This is a genomic window from Dokdonella sp. (genome assembly GCF_049593775.1).
In the GTDB taxonomy this organism is placed as follows: domain Bacteria; phylum Pseudomonadota; class Gammaproteobacteria; order Xanthomonadales; family Rhodanobacteraceae; genus Dokdonella.
The window spans coordinates 1-23,424 of the sequence record NZ_JBAWHJ010000059.1; the positions used below are offsets into that span (position 1 = coordinate 1).

Genomic DNA, 23,424 nt, shown 5'->3' on the forward strand with positions numbered 1-23,424 from the left:
GCCAGGCGCTGGAATTGCGCGAACGCCTTGTCGTATTTCTTGGCACCGTAGGAGACCGCAGCGTCGCGACGCATGTCGTTGTAGGCCTGCGGGAAGACGGGTTCGAAAACCTTCAGGTCGGTCGTGTTCTGGGCAAAGGCGCTGGTCGAGGCCGCCATTGCGGCCAACATGGCCAGCGAAATTCTAAGTGACATGGCAAGTTTCCTTTTGTTGGGGTGTGGGATGGGCCTCGGTGCGCCGTCCGGGCGATAGGTACGAAACATCAGGGCAGATCCACGAAAAGTATCGTCTTCCGCGCATCGGTAGGCAAGACCAACCCTGTTTCCTGCACCTGATCGGTGGCGCCCCAATGACCTTCGACACTGCACATTGTTGCCTTTCGCGTCTAGAATTTCAGGGTTTCGGGAAGGATTTTGCCCCCAACCGGTGGTTTTCACGAGCCGGCCGCCCTTAATCCAGCCACCCGGAGATCATTCCGCGGCGTGCCTCCCCTCTTTCAAACAGGAGTTTCCATGACAATCAACCGACTGAAACCAATGACCATCGCGATGGCCATCGCCGTTGCCCTGGCAGGCTGTGGCCAGAAGGATCCGGCCCCTCCGGAAGGTGCGGCGGCGACCACAGCGCCAGAAACAGCCGTTGAAGCACCCGCATATGTCGCGTTCGATACCAGCGAACTCGACACCTCGATCAACGCCTGCAATGATTTTGATGGCTTCGTCAATTCCAAATGGGTAGCCGCCAATCCCATTCCTGATGACCGCACCCGTTGGGGCGCATTCGATCAACTGCGCGAGTCCAGCCTCAAGACCCAGCGCGAGATCGTGGAAGCAACGGCCAAATCCGATGCGGCGGTCGGCACCGTCGAGCAGAAAATCGGCGCGCTCTACAGCGCCGGCATGAACGAGGCCGCGATTGACGCTGCCGGTATCGAGCCGATCAAGCCGGAGCTTGCACGGATCGATGCACTGGCTTCCAGCGCTGATGTCATCGCCTACCTGAGCGACAGCTTCTCCCGGGGACAGGGCACGCTGTTCCAGTTCGGCGCAGAAACCGATTTCAAGAATTCCACACGCAAGATTGCCTACGCATTCCAGGGTGGCCTCGGGCTGCCGACGCGTGACTACTACGAAAATGCCGAGCACGCAGAATTGCGTGATGCTTATGTCGCGCACATTGCAACCGTGTTCGAGCTGACTGGCATCGATGCCGAGTCCGCGAAGAAGCAAGCCAAATCAGTGCTCGATTTCGAAACTCGACTGGCGAAGGCTTCGCTGGCACCGGTAGAGCTGCGCGTACCAGAGAACCAGTACAACTTCGTTACGGTCGAGGAAGCCAGCAAGATCACGCCGAACTTCGACTGGAAGTCGTTCTTTGCCGCCCAGAACGCTGACGTCACTGACGGCTTCTCGCTTTCGCAGCCAAAGTTTTTCGCCGAGGTCGACAGCATGCTGGCCGAGGTCCCGGTTGCGGACTGGAAGGCCTATCTGCGCTACCAGTACGCGGATAGCGCCTCGCCCTACCTTTCAGCCCCGTTCCAGCAGGAACATTTCGCTTTCCACAAGGAAACGCTGAATGGCCAGAAAGAAAACGAGCCACGCTGGAAGCGCGTGCTGGGCACTGTCAATGACCAGCTCGGCATGGCGCTTGGTGAACTGTATGTTGCACAGGCTTTCCCGCCCGAAGCCAAGGCAAGGGCGCAAGAGCTTGTCGACAATCTCCAGGCTGCCCTGAAGACGCGTATCGAGAACCTCGAATGGATGAGCGATACGACGCGGACAAAAGCCCTCGAAAAATGGTCGACCTTCCTGCCCAAGATCGGCTATCCGGAAAAATGGCGTGACTGGTCTGGTCTGGATATCAGCGGCACGAGCTATTTCACCGATGTGGCGGCTGCGGTCAAGTTCAATTACGACTACGACATCGCGAAAATCGGCAAACCGACCGATCGGATGGACTGGTACATGACGCCGCAGACTGTCAACGCCTACTACAACCCGACCGACAATACGATCAACTTCCCGGCAGCGATACTGCAACCGCCATTCTTCGATGCCAAGGCTGACGATGCGATCAACTACGGTGGCATCGGCGGCGTAATCGGCCATGAAGCCAGCCATGGTTTCGATGACCAGGGCAGCCAGTTCGACGCCCAGGGCAACAACACCAACTGGTGGACAGACGAAGACAACACGGCATTCAAGGAACGCACCGGCAAGCTGGTCGAGCAATTCAATGCATACGAACCACTGCCCGGCAAATTCATCAATGGCCAACTCACCCTGGGTGAGAACATTGCCGACCTGGGTGGCCTGGCTATTGCCTACGACGCCCTGCAGGTGGCACTGAACAAGGACCCTGCCGAGGCTTCCGAGATGATCGACGGCTATACCGAAGACCAGCGCTTCTTCCTCAACTGGGCACGCATCTGGCGTGGCCACGCGCGCGAGAAGCGTCTCGAAGTGCTGCTCAACACCGATCCGCATTCTCCCGCCAATTTCCGAGCCATCGGTGCACCGTCGAACATGCCGACATTTGCCGCAGCATTCGGCTGCAAGGCGGACGATGCCATGGTCCGTGATGGCGACAAGCAAGTGAAAATCTGGTAACTAGTTGCTGCAGTCGCCTTGCCCTTTCCGGCAGGGCGGCTTGCAGCGAGTGAACCGCGGTCCGGCCTCGCCATCGTGCCCTTGTCCGGGGCGAACAGCCGGAGCTGATCTTGTGAAGCACGACCGACACCATCGATTGCTCTTGCTTCGTGGCCTCGCAATCCGATCATGAAGCCCATCGATGCGGTCATTACCTGGGTCGATGGTTCAGACCCCGCCCACGAACGAAAACTGGCCGGCTATCTGGCCAGCACAGGGATATCTCGACCTTCCGCTGCACACCGGACGCGCTTCAACGATGCAGGTGAAATCGACTACTGCCTGCGCTCAATCCTCCAGTTTGCGCCCTGGTTCCGCAAGATCCACATCGTCTGCGATGCCCAATCCCCTGGCATTCTTGAGCAGCTGCAGGGCACACCGCATGCCGACCGAATCCATCTCGTCGATCATCGCGAGATCTTCGAAGGCTTCGAACAGCACCTTCCCACGTTCAACAGCCGATCGATTATCTCCATGCTCTGGCGCATCAAGGGGTTGGCCGAGCAGTTCGTCTACTTCAACGACGACATGTTCCTGCTGCGCGACGTTTCACCAGACGATTTCTTCCGCGATGGCAAGGTAGTCCAGCGCGGCCTGTGGCGAATGCAATCCGGGCAGACCTGGTCCAGTCGCCTGCTGGGCCTGCTCAAGCGTCTACGCGGGCATCGTGAAGAGAAGGTCGGAAACCTCGACTCACAGCAGATGAGCGCACGTGTGGCCGGCTTCAGCGATCGCTACTACCGGCTCTACCACAACCCGTATCCGATGCTTCGATCGACGCTGGAGAGATTCTTCAGTGAGCATCCCGACCTGCTCCAGAAGAACTGCAGCTTTCGCCTGCGCTCGAACGAACAGTTCAAGACCGAAGCGGTAGCCACCCACCTCGAGTTCCTTCACGACAACGCCATCGTCGACAACAGCCTGCATGTTGTGCAGCTCAAGCCGAGCGAGCAGCTTCCAGCCAGAGTCAGAATCAAGATAGGCAAGGCAGACAGCGACGAAAGCGCGGCGTTTGTCTGCGTACAAAGCCTCGAGTTGGCCCCTGAATCGCTTCAGCGTGAAATTGTCGAGTGGCTGAATCGACGGATTGTCCAGACCAATTCCTGACAGGCTGTCCAGAAGCGACCGAGCGGGCCGAATATCCATCTGTGTCGTTCACTACCCGCTGCATCGTGCAGCATGGAGCCATGATGGGTCTAGGAAACACGAAAGTGGGGTCCCGTTTCCAGAGCATGACAACCGGCAAGACCGGCAAATTGACGCGAATCTGTCGATTCATGTTTATGCCTGCTGCCTTAGAGGGGATAATCCCCGGCCCCCTCGAAGAACTCTGAATGCCGATGGCTCTGGTTCCTGGTCAACGCTACATCTCGAATGCCGAACCCGAGCTCGGTCTGGGCACATTGATCCGCATCGAAGGGCGCAGCGTGCAGTTGCTGTACGCGACCGCTGGCGTGCTGCGCCAGTACGCCGTGCATAGCGCGCCGATTGCACGTGCCGAATTCCGTGTGGGGCAGAAGGTCTCAGGCAAGGGCATCAGCCTGGTCATAGACCGGGTTGGCGAAGACGAGGGCCTCTTGGTCTATCACGGCGGCGGCAAGACGCTCAACGAAGCCGAGCTTGATGACAGCCAGGCCATTTCACGCGCCGACGAACGTCTGGTTTCCGGACGCGTCGACAAAGCCGACAGATTCGATTTTCGCCAGGAAGCACTGCTGCGTCGTGCCGATGCCTTGCGCTCGCCGGCCTGGGGTCTCGAGTCGGCTCGAATCGACCTGATTCCGCATCAGTTGCGCGTCGCGGAGATCGCTGCGGCCCGCCAGCCCCTGCGTATCCTGCTTGCTGATGAGGTGGGCCTGGGCAAGACCATCGAAGCCGGCATGATCCTGGCTCGCCTGCTGGCCAGTGGCCGAGTGGGTCGTGTACTCGTGCTTCTGCCCGAAAGCCTGGTCTATCAGTGGTTCGTCGAACTCCTGAGGCGCTTCAACCTGCAGTTTTCGCTGTTCGATGAAGAGCGCTGCGAGTCCATCGAGACCAGCGATCCCGGGCGCAATCCATTCCAGGATGAACAACTTGTCATCGCAAGCATCGGCTTCCTCAGCGGCTCGGCCAAGCGCACCAAACAGGTCACTGAGGCCGGCTGGGACCTGATCATTGTCGATGAAGCGCATCATCTTGCCTGGACTCCGGATGCTGCAAGCACCGAGTATCTCCTCGTCGAGGCCCTGGCATCGCGTACCCCCGGCCTTGTCCTGCTGACCGCAACACCCGAGCAATTGGGACGCAGCGGTCACTTCGCCCGGCTGCGCCTGCTTGATCCTGCGCGCTACCACGATCTGGACAGCTACGTTGCCGAAGCCGATGGTTACGCCGCGCTTTCGGAAATCGGCGGCAAACTCAACGACGGCATCGCCTTGTCAACGGAAGACTGCAAGGAGCTGTCAGAACGTCTTGGCGAAGATGAACAACTGACCGGCTTGCTGGCAAAGCCGATGGATGCTGCAGCGTCCAATACCTTGCTCGATGCCCTGATTGACCGACATGGCACCGGCCGTGTCATGTTCCGCAACCGTCGCGTGCAGGTTGGAGGCTTCCCGCACCGCGTGCCGCAACTGGTCACCCTGGACGGCAGCGAGCTGGACGACGCGCAACGCCAGCATCTGCTCGCGGAATTCCACGCGGATCTGCAATCGATTGCGCCCGAGATCGAGCTTCCCTACGCCAGCGATCCACGCCTGACCTGGCTGCTCGAAATGATCGACCAGCTTGCCGACGAGAAATTCCTGCTGATCTGTCGCAGCCAGGCCAAGGTACTCGCGCTCGAGGAGGTGCTGCGCCTGCGCAGCGGCGTCAAGGTCGCGCGCTTCCACGAAGGCATGAGCCTGCTCCAGCGCGACCGCAATGCCGCGTATTTCGCTGACAAGGAAGGGGCGCGCCTGCTGCTGTGCTCCGAAATAGGGTCGGAAGGGCGCAACTTCCAGTTCGCACATCACCTCGTACTCTGGGATTTGCCGCTGGATCCCGATCTGCTGGAGCAACGCATTGGTCGACTCGACCGCATCGGCCAGAAGCACGATATCCTCATCCACGCCTGCGCTTTCTCCGGAACCGCGCAACATGCCCTGGTGCGCTGGTACGACCTGGGCCTTGACGCCTTCCGCGGCAGCCCGTCAGATGGTCGCGAACTGCTCAAGCGCTATGGCGAACGCCTCGTTCAACTGGCCGAGCAGCATGCCCATGGCGGTGAGGACAATGATTCGGAACTGGATGCGCTGATCGGCGAGACGCGAGCAACCCACGAGGAGTTGTCAGCACTGGTCAATAGCGGACGTGATCGCCTGCTGGAACTGGCAAGTGCGCGCCAGTCGCACGCCGATCGACTTCACCGGGCACTGGCCGACGCCGACACCAACCTCGCCAATGACGAGTTCATCCTGCGCCTGTTTGAACAGTTCGGCATCGAAAGCGAGGAACACGCTCCACGCACCGTCGTCCTCGATCCGGAATACCTAAGCACTGATGGGTTCCCTGGCCTCAAGGATGGCCCCCAGCAGATCACCTTTGACCGGGCTACGGCGCTTGCGCGTGAAGATCTACCCTTGCTGCGCATGGATCACCCGATGGTCAGCGGGTCGATCGACCTGCTACTGGAAGGCGAACATGGCAACGCCTCGTTTCTCGTCGACGAGGGCTTGCCCGGCCGCTCGGCATTGCTTGAATGCGTCTTCGTGCTCACCTGTGTCGCGGATCGCGAGCTGGCCATCGAGCGATACTTGCCACCGTTGCCCCTGCGCATTGTTGTCGATACTCGGCTGCTGCCACGCCACGACTACAGGCCCAGTGCCGAATGCGTACGCCGATCGGCAGACCGGGCCATCGAGTATTCGCGCTATCGCAAGTTGCTCACCAAACTGGTCAAGCCGATGCTGGCACACGCAGAAACGCTGGCTCGCGAACTCGCACAAATTGAGATTGGCGCAGCACTGACCCGCGTCGAGCGCGAACTCGGCGACGAACATTCCAGACTTGTCGCATTGGCACGCGTCAATCCTGCCGTGCGTGCCGAGGAAGTCGAGGCGATTGATGCGGAGCTTGAGGCTTTGCGCACGGCCATTCCTCAAGCTGCACCGCGACTGGATGCAGTGCGCTTTATCTGCAGCGCGGATTTTCTCAGTCTGGCGTGACTGATCAACAAATCTGCAACGCGAGATGAGCGAGCGTAGTTTGGTTCATCAGAATGCTCCGGGCGCTTCCTTCTCCTCTCGGTAGAAGGAAAAAACTACCGACTCGCGCTCCCGATCAAGCGACGCGTGACTGACGCATCATCAGGCCGAAGAGATCGGCCAGCTTGTCACGCATGGCGCGTCTATCGACGATCATGTCGATGGCGCCGTGTTCGAGCAGGAACTCCGAGCGTTGAAATCCCTCAGGCAGGGTTTCTCGAACTGTCTGCTCGATGACCCGTGCTCCGGCGAAACCGATTTGGGCCTTGGGTTCGGCGATGTTGATGTCGCCCAGCATCGCGAAACTGGCCGACACACCGCCCGTGGTCGGATCAGTCAACACTGAAACGAACGGTAGACCGGCAGCGCGGAGGCGACCCAGTGCGGCAGAGGTCTTTGACATCTGCATCAGCGAAAAAAGGCCTTCCTGCATGCGTGCGCCGCCGGTTGCACTGAAGCAGACCATCGGCATGCGCTCGGCCAGGGCGAGTTCGGCCGTACGCGTGAATTTCTCACCGACCACGGAACCCATGGATCCGCCCATGAAGGCAAAATCGAAGGCGCAAGCTGCTAGCGGGCGCCCCTTGAGCAACCCTTGCATGGCAACCATGGCATCTTTCTCGCCGGTGGCTTTTTGCGACGCCGTGAGTCGATCCTTGTATTTCTTCGAGTCCCGGAACTTGAGCGGATCGAGTGGCTCAAGGTTGCGGAATACCTCGGTGGCGCTGCCCGCATCGAGCAGGGCTTCCAGCCGCTTGCGCGCCCGGATCTTGTGATGATGCGTGCACTGGGGGCAGACCATCAGGTTGTTTTCGAGCTCCGGGCCATAGAGCACCGCGCCGCACCCGTCACACTTCTCCCACAGGCCTTCTGGCACCTTTCCCTTGCCTGTGCCCTTGGTTCGGATGCGTGGTGCCATGAGTTTCTGCAGCCAGTTCATCGAGTTTCTCTCTCCGGAATCATTCGGCGACCCGGAACCGGTTTCCTGATTCCTGCACCTGGATATCTGTCAGCCAAGACGTTGGTCTAGCGCCGATCGAATGGGACGCAGGAACTCCGAGGCAATGGCAACCGCAGCGTCAGTATCGGCTGCTTCGGCCAGTTTGGCCACCAAGGCGCTGCCGATGACCACGGCATCTGCGTTTTCCGCAATACGTACCGCATCGGCAGCGTCGCGCACACCGAATCCGACCGCTACTGGAATGCCCCCACCCTGCTTGATCTGGGCAACCCGCTGACCGACAGCATCCGTGTCCAGCTTGTCCGCCCCGGTAATGCCCGCAAAGGAAACGTAGTAGACGAACCCGTTTGCCTGCTCACGAATGGCGGCCAGTCGACGCTCTGTCGTCGTTGGCGCAATCAGGAAAATCTGATGGATGCCTGCCTCGCGGACCAGGGCAATCGTGTCGGATTCCTCGACCGGCAGGTCAACAATGAGCACGCCATCCACACCTGCAGCCAGGGCCGCCTTGGTGAATTCCGGGTAGCCAAAGATCTCGATCGGATTCAGGTAGCCCATGAGCACGACTGGAGTCGTGGCATCACTGTCTCGAAATTCGGTTACCCATTCGAGAACCTGGGCCATGCCCGTACCCCGTGCAATGGCGCGCTCGCTGGAATGCTGGATGGTCGGTCCATCCGCAACGGGATCTGAGTATGGAACACCGAGTTCGATCAGGTCGGCACCTGCTGCGACCAGGGCGTGCATGATCGGCACGGTCGCCTGCATTTCCGGATCACCAGCAGTGATGAACGGAATCAGGCCCTTGCGCCGCGAACCTGCAAGCTCGGCAAATCGATTTTCGATGCGCCCAGTCATAGTTCGATGCCCTCGCGCGCTGCGATGGTGTGCACGTCCTTGTCGCCACGCCCGGAAAGGTTGCAAAGAACCAGCTGGTCACTGGGCAGGTCCCTGGCCAGCTTCATGGCTTGTGCGACGGCATGACTCGATTCCAGCGCAGCAAGGATGCCTTCCGTGCGCGCCAGTTCATGGAACGCTGCCAGGGCTTCGTCGTCGGTGATACCCACATAGCTGGCCCGACCGGAATCCTTCAGGAACGCATGCTCGGGGCCGACACCCGGATAGTCCAGCCCGGCCGAAATCGAATGGGTTTCGGTGACCTGGCCATTGTCATCGCAAATGACATAAGTGCGATTTCCATGCAGGACACCGCGGCGTCCTGCTGCCAGTGAAGCGGCATGGCGACCCGTTTCAATGCCTTCGCCGGCTGCTTCGGCGCCAACCATGGCAACCTCGCGATCATTCAGGAATGCGTGGAAAAGTCCGATCGCATTGGATCCCCCTCCGACACAGGCCGTGAGTACATCTGGCAAACGTCCGTATTGTTCAAGCATCTGCGCGCGCGCTTCGCGTCCGACCACGGCGTTGAAATCGCGCACCATCATCGGATAGGGATGCGGACCGGCTACCGTGCCAATAATGTAAAATGTATCTGCAACGTTCGTGACCCAGTCGCGCATCGCCTCGTTGAGCGCATCCTTCAGTGTCTTGGAACCGGATACGACAGGCACGACTTCAGCGCCCAGCAACTTCATGCGATAGACGTTGATCTTCTGTCGCTCGATATCGACCGCGCCCATATAGACGATGCAGTCGAGGCCGAAGCGCGCGCATACAGTCGCCGTGGCCACGCCATGCTGGCCGGCGCCTGTTTCTGCAATGATGCGTCGCTTACCCATGCGCCGTGCAACCAGGGCCTGGCCGATGGTGTTGTTGATCTTGTGCGCACCGGTATGGTTCAGGTCTTCACGCTTGAGCAGGATCTGTGCGCCACCGATCTTTCTTGACAGGCGCTCTGCGTGATAGATCGGCGAAGGGCGGCCGACATAGTGCTTGAGGTCGCGCTCGAACTCGGCGATGAACTCCGGATCCTCACGGAGCGCCAGGTAGGACGCAGTCAATTCCTCCAGTGGTGGCATCAGCGTTTCCGGCATGTAGATTCCGCCATAGTCGGCGAAGCGCCCGTGTACGTCCGGATACGCGTGGTAGTCATCGACTTGTATCGGTTTGTTCATTTCTTTGGTCTGCTCAGTCAATTTCGGCGGCACGTACCGCCAACACGAATGCGCGCATCTTGTCGGCGACCTTGATGCCTGGCGCAGATTCGATTCCGCTGGATACATCCACCGCGTAGGGGTGCATCGCGCCCATGGCCTCGGCTACGTTTCCAGCATCCAGCCCACCCGCGAGAATCAATGCTTGCTGTAGCGAAGTCCGTCTCGACCAATCGAAACGCACTCCCTGCCCGCCAGGTTCGCCAGCCCGATTCGCATCAAGAAGAAATCCGCTGGCCCCGGGATACCCGGCCGCATAGCTTGCCACATCCGCGACCGACGCCATCGGCACGGACTTGATGAACGGTTTTCCATGCACGGAACAATCGGCGACAGATTCTCCGCCATGGAATTGCAGCAGGGAGGGATTGGCAATCGAGATGACCTGCCTGACCCAGGCCGGCTCGTCGTCCATGAACAGAGCCACGGCAGTCACGAATGCCGGCAGGGTCCGGACGATATCGCGGGCGACTTCGGGTTCGACGAATCGACGACTGCCACGCGTGAATACAAAACCCAGAGCATCCACACCGAGATCCACCGCGATGCGGGCGTCCTCGAGTCGGGTAAGTCCGCAGAACTTTATGCGAACGCGATTCATGCTGCGGATACCTCTTCCGGCAAACCAAATCGGGCCGGGTAGATTGGCGCGATGAAGCACAACCCGGAAGCCGAGGCAGTAGGTCCCGCAAGGCTGCGATCACGTCCGGCCAGCAGCTCGGCAATCCAATCCTCGGACTTTTCACCGCGGCCTATCGGCAACAGCGAACCGACGATGTTTCGCACCATGTGATGGAGGAATGCATTCGCCTCGATCTCGATTTCGATCCGGTCTTCGATCCTGCGTATCTGCAATGAACGCACATTTCGGAACGGCGTGCGTGCGTTGCAGGCCAGGGTTCGAAACGCCGTGAAATCGTTCTCGCCAAGAAGCGGACGGCTGGCGCGCTGCATGGCATCTGCATCCAGCGGCCTGCGTTCCCAGGCCATGTAACGTGCGTCCAGCGCAGGACGTGCCGTACGATTCAGGATCGTGTAGCGGTAGCGCCGTCCAGTCGCGCCGTATCGGGCGTGGAAATCTTCGGCTACCGGGACTACCCAACGTACTCCGACAGTAACCGGCAAGCATGAGTTCGCACCCAGCAGCAAGCTTCGCGGACTGCGGCCGGCCTCACTGTCGAAATGCACTACCTGACAACGCGCATGAACACCTGAATCGGTACGACCGGCGCAAGTGACGGCGACTGCGTGATCGGCAACGCGCGACAAGGCCGCCTCGACGGCGCCCTGCACCGTTGGACCATGCGAGAGTCGTTGCCAGCCAAAAAAGTCCGTGCCGTCGTACTCAATGCCAAGCGCGATGCGCAATGCAATCTCCGTGTTTCGATATGGGGAGCGATTTTAGCCCGGACCATTCCAGAATGACGTACGCGCGTGTCTTTGGCGACGTGACCCTACAGCACACGAGAAACGATGTCAGGTACGCCGAAAACAACGAGGCCGGGGAAGTCCCCGGCCTCGTTGTTTCCATTGCGCGCTGGAATCAGCCGATTTCGCTGATCAGCTTGCGGGCTTCGTCCTGCTGGGAGTCGCTGCCTTCGGCGAGAACTTCCTCGAGCATCGACCGTGCGCCTTCAGGATCGCCCATGTCGAGATAGGCCTTGGCCAGGTCGAGCTTGGTACCAATGGCATCCTCGCCGGCGAAGAACTCATCGTCGGAAACATCATCAGCTGGCTCGTCCATGTCCGCATTGTCCTCCTCGTCTTCGACTTCAGGCTCAGTCATTGCCGGCGCCTCCTCGATGGGCGGGAGATCGAAGCTGAACGACGTATCCGAACTTGAATCCGGTGCCGGTGGCTTCGTCTCGCCGAGATCGAAATCGGAAACATCCAGTGCAGGCATGGTCGCCGTTTCAAAACTGCTCTGCGGGACATCCACCTTCGCGAACTCGTCTTCGAAGTCGGGCAAATCGTCGGATTCGATATCCAGCGGCTCGTCGAAATCGTACTCCTCATCAACAGGCTGTTCTGCAAAGCTGTCGACGATCGAATCCTGATTGCTGAAGAGCGGATTGTGCGGACACAGTTCCTCGCCCATGGTGCGAACTTCGCGCCAGCTCACCTCGTTCGGGTCTGCCACGTAGGCGTACATCTCTTCGGCCGCCGCTTCGAACTTCCCGGTGGCACCCTGAGCGTAGTAAAGGCTCAGCAACTCCAGATGCGCACCTGCATTGGTCGGATCTTCCTGGACCTGCGCGAGAAGTTCCTGTTCTTCCACATCGGCGTCGGACGATGCCGCCTCTCCGATTGGCGAATCGCCGAATGCACCAGCGATCGATGCGCGCGCCGGGCTCGGCGTAGCGGGTTTGCGCTTGCGCAGCCCGAAGATTCCGAGGATGACCAGCAGCAGACCGCCTATGGCCGCCGCACCAAGAACCATCGGCTCCAGATACCACGGCGTTGAAGTCGGAGCCGGCTTGATCGGTGCTACCGGCTTGTTGGCTTCGGGTTTTGGGTCGACCTTGGCCGGAGCCGCTGAAGCTGTCTTTTCGACAACCGCAGGCGGACTTGCCTCGGCTGCCGTCACGGATGTGCCAGGTTCACCTGCAGGTGCCGGCATGGGTGCGTTTGCATCCGCGTCGGCTCCAGCGAGTGCTGCTGCTGGCATGCCGCTTTCCGTCGCCTTGTCAGCGTCGCCCGGTTTGTCCGAACCATCACCAGCCGCGTCGCCCCAGATATCGTCCTTGGAGATCGTCGCATCGGTGGCTGATGGCAGTTCAGCCTTGATCGTCTCCGGTTCAGGCGATGCAGCTACTGATGCTGGTGCGGTGACTGCGTCCTTGCCGGACTTGACCGCAGCAGAGGCCGCCTTGGCTTCTTTGTCCGCCGCTTCCTGCATCTGCTTGAGCTTTTCACGCAGCTCGGCCAGTTCCGTACTCTGCAAACTGATCAGCTTTTCATTCTTGCCCTTGATCTCCTCGAGATCCTTGACTCTGGACTTGAGCTCGCCCGACTCCTGCTCCTTGCTGGTCAATGCTTCCTTGACCCTGGACAGCTCCGCCTTGCTGGCTACGTCACCGGTGCCTCCAGCGCGTCCGCCACTGGGACGATCATCAGCACCCTGCCCCGCCTTTCCTTCACGTGGAGGAACGAGAGCCAGGCGCTCATTGGCACCGGAGGTCGATGCACTACGCGCAGTCACAGGCGACTTTGAGGGTGTCGTATCGGCCACCAGGGTCGGTGCGCTTGATGCCGCGCCTCTCCACTCATCGATCTGCGTGCGCACAGCGGCAGCGGCCTCACGTGCGTTGCCACTGGCAGCAATTTCCTCAGCATTCGGGATACGCAGTACGGCGCCGCGCTTCAGCGCATTGATGTTGTCCTTGAAGAACGCCTGTGGATTGTTCTTCAGCAGTGCCAGCATCATCTGGTTCACGTTGACATCGGACCCGGGCAAGGTCGCTCGCGCAATTTCACCCAGAGTTTCGCCGGATGCTACCGGCCCGTATTCATTGCCTCCGGCGACTCGTGCAGCGGGGGCTGGTGTTGCTGGTGCCGGGCTCGCCTTGGGCGCAGCAGGCGGTGCCGATGCGACGGGCGCCTTCCTCGCTGCCGGTTTCGATTCCGGCAGGGGCTGGGTCGAAGTCGGTTCGGTGGCCTTGGTTGCGACGGCTACCGCGCTGGCTCCCTTTACCGCCGGCGCCATGACCGGGGGATCCAGTAATACCGTGTATTCACGCAGCAGGCGGCCCTTCGGCCAGTTGGCCTCGAGAAGAATGCCCAGGAAGGGCTCGCGGACGGCTTCGGTGCTGCTGACCTTGATGACTGGCTCACCGCGGGCATTCTTGCCGATGGTGAACGTCACCGGGACGCCGATGCTGGCCCGATTCATGCCGACGCGCTCGAAGTCCTCGACTGAAGCCAGACCGACGATCAGCCCCTCGGACTCTCCCGGCGACGTCTGGATGATTGGAATTTCGGCTGCGAGCGGCTGATTCAGGCCCGACTTGACCTGGATCGCACCCAAACCGAGTGCGAACGCATCGGTCACCCCCAACGCGAGCGCGATGGCCAGCGACAATTGCAACGGTCGTTTCATGAACAGGGCTCCCCGGATACGATGCCTATGAAGTTTGGACGGCAGCTACAGATGGCCAACCAAACCTCGAAAATGCCTTATAACACAATCGTAACTATAGATCACAGATACGTTTTCACCAATAGTTCGGCGACCTGAACAGCATTCAGGGCTGCGCCCTTGCGAATGTTGTCAGAGACAACCCAGAGATTGATTCCGCGCGGATGCGAAATGTCCTCGCGAATTCGGCCCACGAAAACGGCATCCTTGCCCGCGGCATTGCCGACCGGGGTCGGGTAGCCGCCAGGCTCGCGCTCGTCCACGAGTTCAACCCCAGGGGCGCTTTTTAGCAAATTTCGAACCTGTTCTGCCGTGATCTTGTCGCGTGTTTCGACATGCACGGCCTCTGCATGGCCAAGAAAGACCGGTACGCGCACGCAGGTGGGGTTCACCTGGATATTCTCGTCATCGAGGATCTTGCGCGTCTCCCAGACCACTTTCATCTCTTCGCGGGTGTAGCCGTTGTCCTGAAAATCATCGATGTGCGGGATCACGTTGAAGGCGATCTGCGCACTGAATTTTTCCGGCTTGACTGGCTGGAAATTGAGCAACGCGGCAGTTTGTCGGCCCAATTCCTCGATGCCTGAACGGCCAGCGCCCGAAACTGACTGATAGGTCGCCACATTGATGCGCACGATGCCGGCGGCACGATGGATTGGCGCAAGCGCAACCAGCAACTGCATCGTCGAGCAGTTGGGATTCGCAATGATGCCGCGCTTCGTGTATCCAGCCATGGCTTGCGGATTGACCTCGCTGATCACCAGCGGGACATCGGGGTCATTGCGGAATTCCGAGGTGTTGTCGATAACGACAGCCCCTGCCGCGGCGGCTCGGGGTGCGTGCTCGCGACTGACGCCGCCTCCGGCAGAGAAGAACGCGATGTCCGTCCCCGTGAAATCGAATTCGGCCAGGTCCCTGACAACGACCTGGCGTCCGTTGAATTCGAGCTTTTCTCCGACACTGCGGGAGCTTGCCAGGGCGACAAACTCCGAAACCGGGAATTTGCGCTCGGCGAGTATGTCGATAAGCGCCTCACCCACGGCGCCGGTCGCGCCTGCCAATGCAACCTTGAAGCTTTTCTTGTTGCTCATGCCAGCCCTTGAGGAAACACTCCAACCGATACATCGTCAGCGTTCACGCGACGACGGACGCAGTGTCGATCATTTTTGCAGCGCAGCAAAGCCCCTGGGCCGCTACTCGACGTCAATACCGACCGAGCCGGGTATTCGCGGCGTGACTTCCCCCACATCTCCGCATTGCGCGCGATGACGCAAGGCATGATCCATCAGCACGAGCGCCACCATCGCCTCGACGATCGGAGTCGCACGAATGCCGACACAAGGGTCATGCCGACCCTTGGTGCGCACCTCGATCGCCTCTCCCGAGGCATTCACGCTGCGCCCCGGGATCAGGATGCTCGATGTTGGCTTGAAGGCAGCGCTGGCCGTCACTGACTGACCGCTGCTGATGCCACCAAGGATGCCGCCCGCATGGTTGCTGAGGAACCCCTTCGGCATAATCTCGTCACGATGGCCGGAACCATGCTGGTTGACCACGGCGAATCCGTCGCCGATCTCGACGCCCTTGACAGCATTGATCGACATCAGCGCCGAAGCCAACTCTGCATCGAGCTTGCCGTAGACCGGCTCTCCCCAACCTGGAGGCACTCCCTCGGCGACAACGTTGACCCGCGCCCCAACCGAATCACCGGACTTGCGCAACGCCGCCATGAACTCCTCAAGCTCGGGAACCATTGAAGCATCCGGCCAGAAGAAAGGATTTTCCTCGACCACCGACCAATCAAATGAACGTGGCTCAAGACTGCCCATGGCCGCCAGGTAGCCGCGGATTCGAATACCGAAGCGAGCTGCAAGCCACTTGCGCGCGATTACCGCTGCCGCAACCCGCATGGTGGTTTCACGCGCCGACGAACGTCCACCGCCGCGCGGATCCCGTATGCCGTATTTCTGCCAGTAGGTGTAGTCGGCATGACCCGGCCGGAATGTATCGAGTATTTCCGAGTAGTCCTTTGAGCGCTGATCCGTATTGCGGATCAGCAGGGCAATCGGCGTGCCGGTGGTCAGGCCCTCGAACGTGCCCGACAGGATCTCCACCTCGTCGGCTTCATGGCGTTGTGAGGTATGCCGCGATCGTCCGGTTGCACGACGATCAAGATCGGCACGGAAGTCGCCTGCGTCAATCGGCAGGCCTGGCGGGCACCCGTCGATGACACAGCCAATGGCCGGCCCATGGCTCTCGCCAAACGTCGACACCGAGAACAGTTTCCCCATGCTGTTGCTGGACATGATGGTGATCGGCCCTCGAACCGTGCTCAGGCGCGCTGGGCTGCCAGGATGGCATCCCGATGCTCTACCAGATCGCTGCGATCAATCACGAAAACACCCATCTGGCCGACAGCGAACTCGACCCAGTTGAATGGCAGCGCAGGCAGCAATTCAACGAGCGCGCGTTCACTTTCGCCTACCTCGACAATCAGGACTCCGTCGTCGCTCAGGAATTCTGGCGCCTGGAGCAGGATACGCAGCGCGATATCGAGGCCGTCACTTCCTGCGGTCAAGCCGAGCTTGGGCTCATGTGCATACTCGGCCGGCAACGCATCGAATTCGTCTTCGGTGACATAGGGCGGATTGCTGACGATCAGCTCGTAGCGTTGGCCCGCCAGTCCGGCGAAGAGGTCCGATGCGACAGCGCGAACACGATCTTCGACGTTCTGATACGCGATGTTATCGCGAGCCAGGCCAAGTGCATCGTCGCTGATATCGGCGAGGTCGACCATCCAGTCCGGATTGTGTGATGCCATAGCCACGCCGATGCATCCGGATCCAGTGCACAGGTCCAGCGCACGTATGACTTCGCGATCGTCAAGCCAGGGCGAAAAGCCGCCGAGAATCATTTCCGCGATCGGCGATCGTGGAACCAGGGCTCGCTGGTCGGAAATGAACTCCAGTCCGGCAAACCAGGCTTTTCCGGTCAGATAGGCTACCGGCAAACGGTCTTTCACGCGCTTTTCGATGAGCGCAAGCACGGCCGACTTCTCCGCCGTCGTAAGCCTTGCCTGACCGTAGGCCGGAGAAAGGTCGTGCGGCAGATGCAGGGTCTGCAGAAGCAGATGCGTGGCTTCATCCAGCGCGTTGTCGTAGCTGTGACCGAAGGTCAGCCCTGCGGCGGAAAACCGGCTGGCGCCATAGCGGATGAAATCGATGATGGTGGCGAGTTCGGTTGTCATGGGCATCTGTTCCAGGCAAGGCCGCGAAGTATAGTCGCCGAAGCCAGCTGATCCGAGCATCCAGGGCAATTGATCCTGCATGCAGCCCCGGACCGGGACAGCATGCCACGCGTGGATGAATCCGTCAGATCGCTATACTGGATCGATGAAAACACCAATTTCACGTGGCCGCATAGGCCTGACTCAGATCCTTGTCATCGCCGCGCTGGCTGCAGCGCTTGGCCTGTGGACCGGATCCCGCTGGATGGCTGACCCCGCCCCGATTTCGTTGCAGACTGCGGTGATGTATCCCTCCCCCCTGCAAGTGGGTGATTTCAGCTTGCAGCGTACCGATGGAACGCCACTGGACCAGACCTCCCTGCGCGGCCACTGGACGATCGCTTTTTTCGGATTCACTCATTGCCCGGATATCTGCCCTTCCACGCTGGCGACTTTCAAGCAAGTCTGGGCGGAGCTGGGCAAGCAGGGTTTCACGGATCGCGTCCAGTTCCTGTTTGTCTCGGTGGATCCTGAGCGCGATACGCCGGAAAAACTTGCCAACTATGTCGAATTCTTCAGCAAGGAATTCGTGGCGGCTACCGGGCCGGACGACCAGCTGAACCGACTGACTCGAGCGCTGGGACTGATCTACGCACGGGATTCCGACCCGGCCGGCGGATACAACGTTGATCACAGTGCCTCCGCCGTCATCATCGATCCGGCTGGAAGGCGCGCAGGCCTGTTCCGCCCGCCCTTCAAGGCTGACGTGATTGTTTCCGATATCCAGACCCTGGTTGAATCCCGCTGATGCCACCGTCCATCCTCCTTCAGTACCTGCTACCTCATCGGCTGCTTTCGCGCGTCGTATTTCATGCCACACGCTGGACGTGGCGGCCATGGAAAGACTTCCTGATCAGTCAGATCACGCGACGATTCAATGTCGACATGAGCGAAGCTGCGCAGGCCGATCTGTCGAGCTACGAGCATTTCAACGCGTTCTTCACCCGCCTCCTGAAGCCGGGCGCACGCCCTGTCGATGCCGATCCGCTGGCCTTGTTGTGCCCAGCGGATGGCCGCATCAGTCAGGCCGGGCCGATTTCCGCCGGTCGCATTTTCCAGGCCAAGGGGCAGGATTTCAGTGCCGCCGAATTGCTTGGTGACGAAGCGTCCGCCGCCCCCTACAAGGATGGCCAGTTCGTTACCGTCTACCTTTCACCTCGCGACTACCATCGCGTGCACATGCCGATGGCCGGAAAGCTCCTGGAAACCCTGCACGTGCCGGGACGGATCTTCAGCGTCGCGCCGCTGGCCGTGCAGTGCATTCCCCGGCTGTTCGCCCGCAATGAGCGGCTGGTATGCCATTTCGAGGGTGAGCACGGTCCGTTCGCCGTTGTCCTGGTGGGGGCTTTGCTCGTTTCCAGCGTTTCTACCGTATGGGGCGATCTCGAGATTCCCCCCTACGCGTCGAAAATTCGCAAGCGTGACTATCGGGCAAGTGATATTCGCCTGGAACGGGGAGCCGAAATGGGGCGTTTCAACATGGGCTCTACCGTCATCCTGCTGCTGCCTGCGCAAGGCTCGAGCCTGGATTCCACCTTGACGACCGAGCAAGCGGTGCGGGTCGGCTGCGGTATCGGCAAGCTGCACCCGGGCCACTCTGGCTGATCAACAATCAGTCGACCGCCCGATTGGGGAAAAGTGTGAACCAGGCATAGCTTTACCCCCGGATTTGCGACTAGAATTGTCACAACGTTACACCCAGTGTCACGTAAACGGCCTGCGAACCCGAGGGGAACACCGATGCACCTTATTACACGCTTGATTGCCCTGACCCGCGGCATGCAACTCCGCCGCCAGTTCAAGGAGATCGAGAAGGCCCTCGAACAACTGGCACCCAATTCGCGCCGCCAATTGGCCGCCTTGGCCATGCGCGAATTCTCCAACGCTGCCAAAAGCGAGTACCCGCATCTCTATGCCACACCGCCGGACGAGAAATATTCGCCCTGGGGCAGCGGCACCTCGATCGGTTACGAGCGCATGAAGTCCGACAGCCTGCAGGTTCGCCTGCGCGGCCTGGCCTTGTGGCTGACGGTCACCTTTCACGAGACCAAGGATTCGCCGTACGCCGACCAGCGCGAATTGCACCGCCTGGTCATGCGCACCTTGCGCACGCTGAAGGAAACGGTTCCGGCCAAAGAGATGTCGCAACTGCTGGCCAATCACCCGCAGGCTGCCTGACCTTTCAGCATCATCCAGCCGCCACGTCGATCGACGTAGCCCGGCCGCGGCAATCGCCGAAAAGGAAAAGCGCAGCATAGGCTGCGCTTTTCTGCTTTCACGCCCGGGGGATCAGCGCCCGCTGCACGACGGCAGCCGCAGTTTCTGCCCCGCCTTTATCCGGTACTGAGGAGCCCGGATCCTGTTGAGTTCCGCGATTTCCCGAGTGCTGGTGCAGCCAGTGCGGCGCGCGATGGCTGCCAGATTGTCGCCCTTGCGCACGGTGTAGGTGTTTGTCGAACCCGAGCTGCGCGCGGAGCTGCGCGAAGGTGTCATTGACGCGGTCGCGGCATTCAGCTCACTGGCCAACTGTACCCAACGGCCACTGACGCACTGACTTGAGTAGGCGGCCTCCAATTGAACCGGAACTTCAAGCCGGGTGCCCGTCTCGAGCTTCTTTTGCGGATCCAGTGCCGGATTCAGATTGCGAAGCGTGCGAAACCAGCCGTCATACATGTTGCCGGTATTGCCCAGGCACACCGTCAGCTCGGCAAGCGACGCCGGCTCGGCCAGCTTGATGCTGCCGGGGTAGGCGTTGATCTTCGGAAAATCCAGGTTGTAACGCTCCGGATGCAGGAACAGCCAGGCCGCAGCCAATACCATCGGCACGTAGTCACGGGTTTCGGAGGGCAATTCGGAATAGATCTTCGGATCCCAGAAACTGCTCGCCCCGCTGCGAGCGGCCAGCCTGCCAATACGGCCCTCACCACCGTTGTAGGCCGCTATCACCAGCTCCAGGTTGCCGTTCAGGCGATTCAGCTGTTCGTTGATATATGCAGCATTGGCACGCGTGGACATGCCAGGATCAAAGCGCTGATCGAACCCATCCTTGCTGCCCAGGCCGAAGCGAAGCCCTGTTGCAGGCATGAATTGCAAAGGCCCGGAGGCGCCGGATCGAGACACCGCGTGCACGCGACCACCGGACTCCTTCGCCATCATGCCAAACAGCAACGCTTCCGGCAGACCCGCCTTGTGATATTCGGGCCACATCCGATAGCGCATGAACTGGTAGTTGACGTAGGCCGTCATCAGGTTTGGCCGGTACTGGGTCAGCCATTTTTCCAGACCCGCCTTCACGGCCTCGTTGGTGACCAGGATGTCGGCCAGCTCCCTGCCATTGAGCAAGGTGATGGTGCGTTGCATCGCAGGCAGGCTGGCAATGACCGGCGAATCCTCCCCCGACTCCCTGCTTGGCTCATCGGCCAGCGCCTCCAGCGAAGCGCCGGATTCGACAGGCGACGCTTGGAGGCTGCGCCGCAGCAACCGATCATAGGCCGACACGAATCGACTGCCATCGCAGCCGGGCGTGGTTTCGCAGGTGACAGCGCTGGCCTGCATATCATCCATCGCCGCACTGGTCTCAGCTTGGGCAGCGCTCATGTCCCCTGAACCGGCCAAGGCAAGCCCGGACTCGAAACGCCGACTGTCTTCATCAAGTTTCGCGTAGAGCGCGTTGATGGCAGCTTCGTCAACCTTCCCGGCGGCGACGGGCCGTGTTGTCGCAGTACCTGCACCTGCACACGCCGTCAACGCTGCAACCGCGAGCATGATCAACATCCGGGGGGAAATGCGCATCCTTTGAAATCCTTGTGGCGAATGCGCCACGGTAACCGAGCGAGTGGATCCACGGCAACGGCGAAGCGGCCCATTAAGAGAACAGGTCGACAGTGGCAGGCCATTGCTAACCATGGTGGCCAATAGTGACTGCAGGCGGATTCGGGCAGGCGAAACCCGTACTTGCCGAGCTGACACGAGTCAGCGGATCGTAGCCCGTTGTTTCATCATGGTCGGCACGCCGTGGGGGCGTCGACTACAATCGGGTTCGCACTTCAGCACGCTGCAACCGAGGAAACCACGGGTGAACGATATCCTTGTTGGGAAAAGTGACCAGGAAGTCTGGCTGCACGCAAAATATGCAAACCGTCATGGCTTGATCGCCGGTGCAACCGGCACCGGCAAATCCGTCAGCCTCATGTTGCTGGCTGAAGGCTTTTCCAAGCTTGGAGTACCGGTGTTCCTGGCCGACGTGAAGGGCGATCTCGCAGGGCTATCGCAAGCCGGGGTGATGAGCGAAAGGCTTCAATCGCGACTCGACAAGCTGGGCGTGGAATGGAGCCCGAACGCGAATCCTGTCGTCTTCTGGGATATTTTCGGAAAGTTGGGACATCCGATACGGGCCACGATTTCGGAAATGGGTCCCACCCTTCTGGGGCGGCTAATGGAGCTCAACGACACCCAGCAAGGCGTGCTCGAAGTCGTGTTCAGGACTGCCGACGACGAAGGCCTGCTCCTGCTCGACCTCAAGGACCTGCGCGCAATGCTCTCGTTTGCCTCGGATAATGCCAAGGCAATCTCCAAGCACTACGGTCTGGTCAGCGGAGCTTCGCTGGCGGCCATCCAGCGCGCACTGCTTTCACTCGAGGAATCGGGCGCGAATCACTTTTTCGGCGAACCTGCTCTCGATCTGGTCGATTTCATGCGTCAGGACATGTCAGGCCGAGGCATCATCAGCATCCTTGCGGCGGACCAGCTGATCCTCAAGCCCAAGCTGTACTCGACGTTCCTGCTCTGGATGCTGTCAGAGCTTTTCGAGAACCTGCCCGAGGCCGGCGATCTCGACAAACCCAAGCTCGTCTTCTTCTTTGATGAAGCACATCTTCTCTTCGACGATGCCCCGCCCGCACTGGTGCAGCGCATCGAGCAGGTCGTGCGCCTGATCCGCTCCAAGGGCGTGGGTGTCTTCTTCTGCTCCCAGAACCCCGACGATGTTCCGCCTGCGGTATTGGGGCAAATGGCAAACCGGGTCCAGCACGCCCTGCGCGCGTTTACCCCGCGTGACCAGAAAGCCGTGCGAGCCGCAGCAGAGACTTTGCCGCCCAATCCCAAAGTGGATGTAGCCGCAGCGATCACCCAGCTCGGTGTAGGCGAAGCTCTCGTTACTACCTTGCAGGATGGCGGTGTGCCCTTGCCCGTTCAACAGACCTTTGTCGCATCGCCCGGTTGCCGTATCGGAACGGTCAGTGACGAGGAACGGGCCACGGTCCGCCTGCGCTCTCCATTCGGCAGCAAATACGACACCCTCTCCGACCGCGAGTCGGCATTTGAAAAGCTTGCGGCAAGACAGGAAGCGACGGCCGCAGAAAGCGAACCCGTTGTCAGTGAACGGGGAGGAAAAGCGGGGAAGGCAGCAGCAGAAGGAGGCGGATTCATGAGCAAGATCCGCGACATTCTGCTGGGCACCCGCCGGCGCCAGGGCATGCTTGAAGCACTGGCCAAATCTGCGGCCCGGAACGCTGGAAGCCAGATGAGTCGCTCGATCATGCGCGGCGTACTTGGCGGCATATTCAAGGGACGTTGACCGGAGCGCGGTAGATGAGCCGCTGGCGCGCACCCGTTGCAGCCTCCTCCAAACTGATCACCCGGTCGGGCCTGCAGAATATCCAGGCCGAACTGGATGAGCTTTGGCGCATTCGACGCCCCGAGGTTGTTGCCGCGATTACCGCAGCCGCCGCCGAAGGCGATCGCTCGGAAAATGCCGAGTACATCTATCGAAAGAAGCAGTTGGCGGAAATCGACCGTCGCGTACGCTATCTGAGCAAACGCATCCCCGAGTTGCACGCAGCCGATTGCCTGCCCAGCGACCTGTCAGCGATCTGGTTTGGCGCATTCTTCACGGTCGAGGATGAGGATGGCTCGCATCACGAATATCGAATAGTCGGCGCAGACGAGATCGATTCGGCAAAGGGCTGGATCAGTGTGGACTCGCCGTTCGCCCGGGCAGCACTCAAGAAGCACGTGGATGATGAGTTTGAAGCGCTTACACCAGGCGGCGTGCGG

19 protein-coding genes are annotated in these 23,424 nt (G+C 60.2%); 8 read left to right on the forward strand and 11 right to left on the reverse strand.

Features of this window, described 5'->3' with window-relative positions:
• On the reverse strand, positions 1 to 194 hold a 194-nt coding region (locus tag WBP53_RS02155; protein ID WP_423925473.1), incomplete at its 3' end, for a hypothetical protein.
• A 318-nt stretch (positions 195 to 512) separates the two neighbouring features.
• Here WBP53_RS02155 and WBP53_RS02160 point away from each other — a divergent pair.
• The 3 genes from WBP53_RS02160 (at position 513) to rapA (ending at position 6,832) form a co-directional block, all read left to right on the forward strand.
• The gene (locus WBP53_RS02160; protein ID WP_423925475.1) at positions 513 to 2,609 is read left to right on the forward strand and encodes a M13 family metallopeptidase; all 2,097 of its coding nucleotides are present in this window, start codon (positions 513 to 515) and stop codon (positions 2,607 to 2,609) included.
• A 168-nt stretch (positions 2,610 to 2,777) separates the two neighbouring features.
• Positions 2,778 to 3,755: a stealth family protein gene (locus tag WBP53_RS02165; protein WP_423925477.1), complete on the forward strand. Its 978-nt coding sequence runs from the start codon at positions 2,778 to 2,780 to the stop codon at positions 3,753 to 3,755.
• A gap of 233 nt (positions 3,756 to 3,988) precedes the next feature.
• Positions 3,989 to 6,832 carry an RNA polymerase-associated protein RapA gene (rapA, locus tag WBP53_RS02170; protein ID WP_423925479.1) on the forward strand — a complete coding sequence of 948 codons (2,844 nt, stop codon included), beginning with the start codon at positions 3,989 to 3,991 and terminating at the stop codon, positions 6,830 to 6,832.
• Positions 6,833 to 6,947: 115 nt separating this feature from the next.
• On the opposite strand, the gene accD is transcribed toward rapA, so the two are convergent.
• From accD to prmB, 9 genes are all read right to left on the reverse strand, one after another.
• Positions 6,948 to 7,811, reverse strand: a complete 864-nt coding sequence (accD, locus tag WBP53_RS02175; RefSeq protein ID WP_423925481.1) for an acetyl-CoA carboxylase, carboxyltransferase subunit beta — start codon at positions 7,809 to 7,811, stop codon at positions 6,948 to 6,950.
• Between the two features lie 69 nt (positions 7,812 to 7,880).
• Positions 7,881 to 8,690, reverse strand: coding sequence for a tryptophan synthase subunit alpha (gene trpA, locus WBP53_RS02180; RefSeq protein WP_423925483.1), 810 nt, complete (start codon positions 8,688 to 8,690; stop codon positions 7,881 to 7,883).
• Positions 8,687 to 9,907, reverse strand: a complete 1,221-nt coding sequence (gene trpB, locus WBP53_RS02185; RefSeq protein WP_423925485.1) for a tryptophan synthase subunit beta — start codon at positions 9,905 to 9,907, stop codon at positions 8,687 to 8,689. Before trpB ends, trpA begins: the two co-directional genes overlap by 4 nt.
• A gap of 13 nt (positions 9,908 to 9,920) precedes the next feature.
• Positions 9,921 to 10,547, reverse strand: a complete 627-nt coding sequence (locus WBP53_RS02190) for a phosphoribosylanthranilate isomerase (protein WP_423925487.1) — start codon at positions 10,545 to 10,547, stop codon at positions 9,921 to 9,923.
• Positions 10,544 to 11,314: a tRNA pseudouridine(38-40) synthase TruA gene (gene truA / locus WBP53_RS02195; RefSeq protein WP_423925489.1), complete on the reverse strand. Its 771-nt coding sequence runs from the start codon at positions 11,312 to 11,314 to the stop codon at positions 10,544 to 10,546. Before truA ends, WBP53_RS02190 begins: the two co-directional genes overlap by 4 nt.
• Before the next feature lie 175 nt (positions 11,315 to 11,489).
• The gene (locus WBP53_RS02200) at positions 11,490 to 14,045 is read right to left on the reverse strand and encodes a FimV/HubP family polar landmark protein (RefSeq protein WP_423925491.1); all 2,556 of its coding nucleotides are present in this window, start codon (positions 14,043 to 14,045) and stop codon (positions 11,490 to 11,492) included.
• 101 nt (positions 14,046 to 14,146) lie between these two features.
• Entirely contained in the window at positions 14,147 to 15,175 is a 1,029-nt protein-coding gene (locus tag WBP53_RS02205; protein WP_423925493.1) for an aspartate-semialdehyde dehydrogenase, read from the reverse strand.
• A gap of 102 nt (positions 15,176 to 15,277) precedes the next feature.
• The gene (gene aroC, locus WBP53_RS02210) at positions 15,278 to 16,390 is read right to left on the reverse strand and encodes a chorismate synthase (RefSeq protein WP_423925495.1); all 1,113 of its coding nucleotides are present in this window, start codon (positions 16,388 to 16,390) and stop codon (positions 15,278 to 15,280) included.
• 26 nt (positions 16,391 to 16,416) lie between these two features.
• Complete coding sequence (prmB, locus tag WBP53_RS02215) at positions 16,417 to 17,331, reverse strand: 50S ribosomal protein L3 N(5)-glutamine methyltransferase (RefSeq protein WP_423925497.1); 915 nt, start codon at positions 17,329 to 17,331, stop codon at positions 16,417 to 16,419.
• A 145-nt stretch (positions 17,332 to 17,476) separates the two neighbouring features.
• Here prmB and WBP53_RS02220 point away from each other — a divergent pair, with 145 nt between their 5' ends.
• The 3 genes from WBP53_RS02220 (at position 17,477) to WBP53_RS02230 (ending at position 19,548) form a co-directional block, all read left to right on the forward strand.
• Complete coding sequence (locus tag WBP53_RS02220) at positions 17,477 to 18,118, forward strand: SCO family protein (RefSeq protein ID WP_423925499.1); 642 nt, start codon at positions 17,477 to 17,479, stop codon at positions 18,116 to 18,118.
• Complete coding sequence (gene asd / locus WBP53_RS02225; RefSeq protein WP_423925501.1) at positions 18,118 to 18,975, forward strand: archaetidylserine decarboxylase; 858 nt, start codon at positions 18,118 to 18,120, stop codon at positions 18,973 to 18,975. The genes WBP53_RS02220 and asd overlap by 1 nt, the downstream gene beginning before the upstream one ends.
• Before the next feature lie 135 nt (positions 18,976 to 19,110).
• Entirely contained in the window at positions 19,111 to 19,548 is a 438-nt protein-coding gene (locus tag WBP53_RS02230; protein ID WP_423925503.1) for a hypothetical protein, read from the forward strand.
• Positions 19,549 to 19,659: 111 nt separating this feature from the next.
• On the opposite strand, the gene WBP53_RS02235 is transcribed toward WBP53_RS02230, so the two are convergent.
• Positions 19,660 to 21,162: a transglycosylase SLT domain-containing protein gene (locus WBP53_RS02235; protein WP_423925505.1), complete on the reverse strand. Its 1,503-nt coding sequence runs from the start codon at positions 21,160 to 21,162 to the stop codon at positions 19,660 to 19,662.
• A 283-nt stretch (positions 21,163 to 21,445) separates the two neighbouring features.
• Between WBP53_RS02235 and WBP53_RS02240 the strand changes: the two genes are divergently transcribed.
• Positions 21,446 to 22,945, forward strand: a complete 1,500-nt coding sequence (locus tag WBP53_RS02240) for a helicase HerA-like domain-containing protein (protein ID WP_423925507.1) — start codon at positions 21,446 to 21,448, stop codon at positions 22,943 to 22,945.
• 14 nt (positions 22,946 to 22,959) lie between these two features.
• On the forward strand, positions 22,960 to 23,424 hold a 465-nt coding region (gene greB / locus WBP53_RS02245; RefSeq protein ID WP_423925509.1), incomplete at its 3' end, for a transcription elongation factor GreB.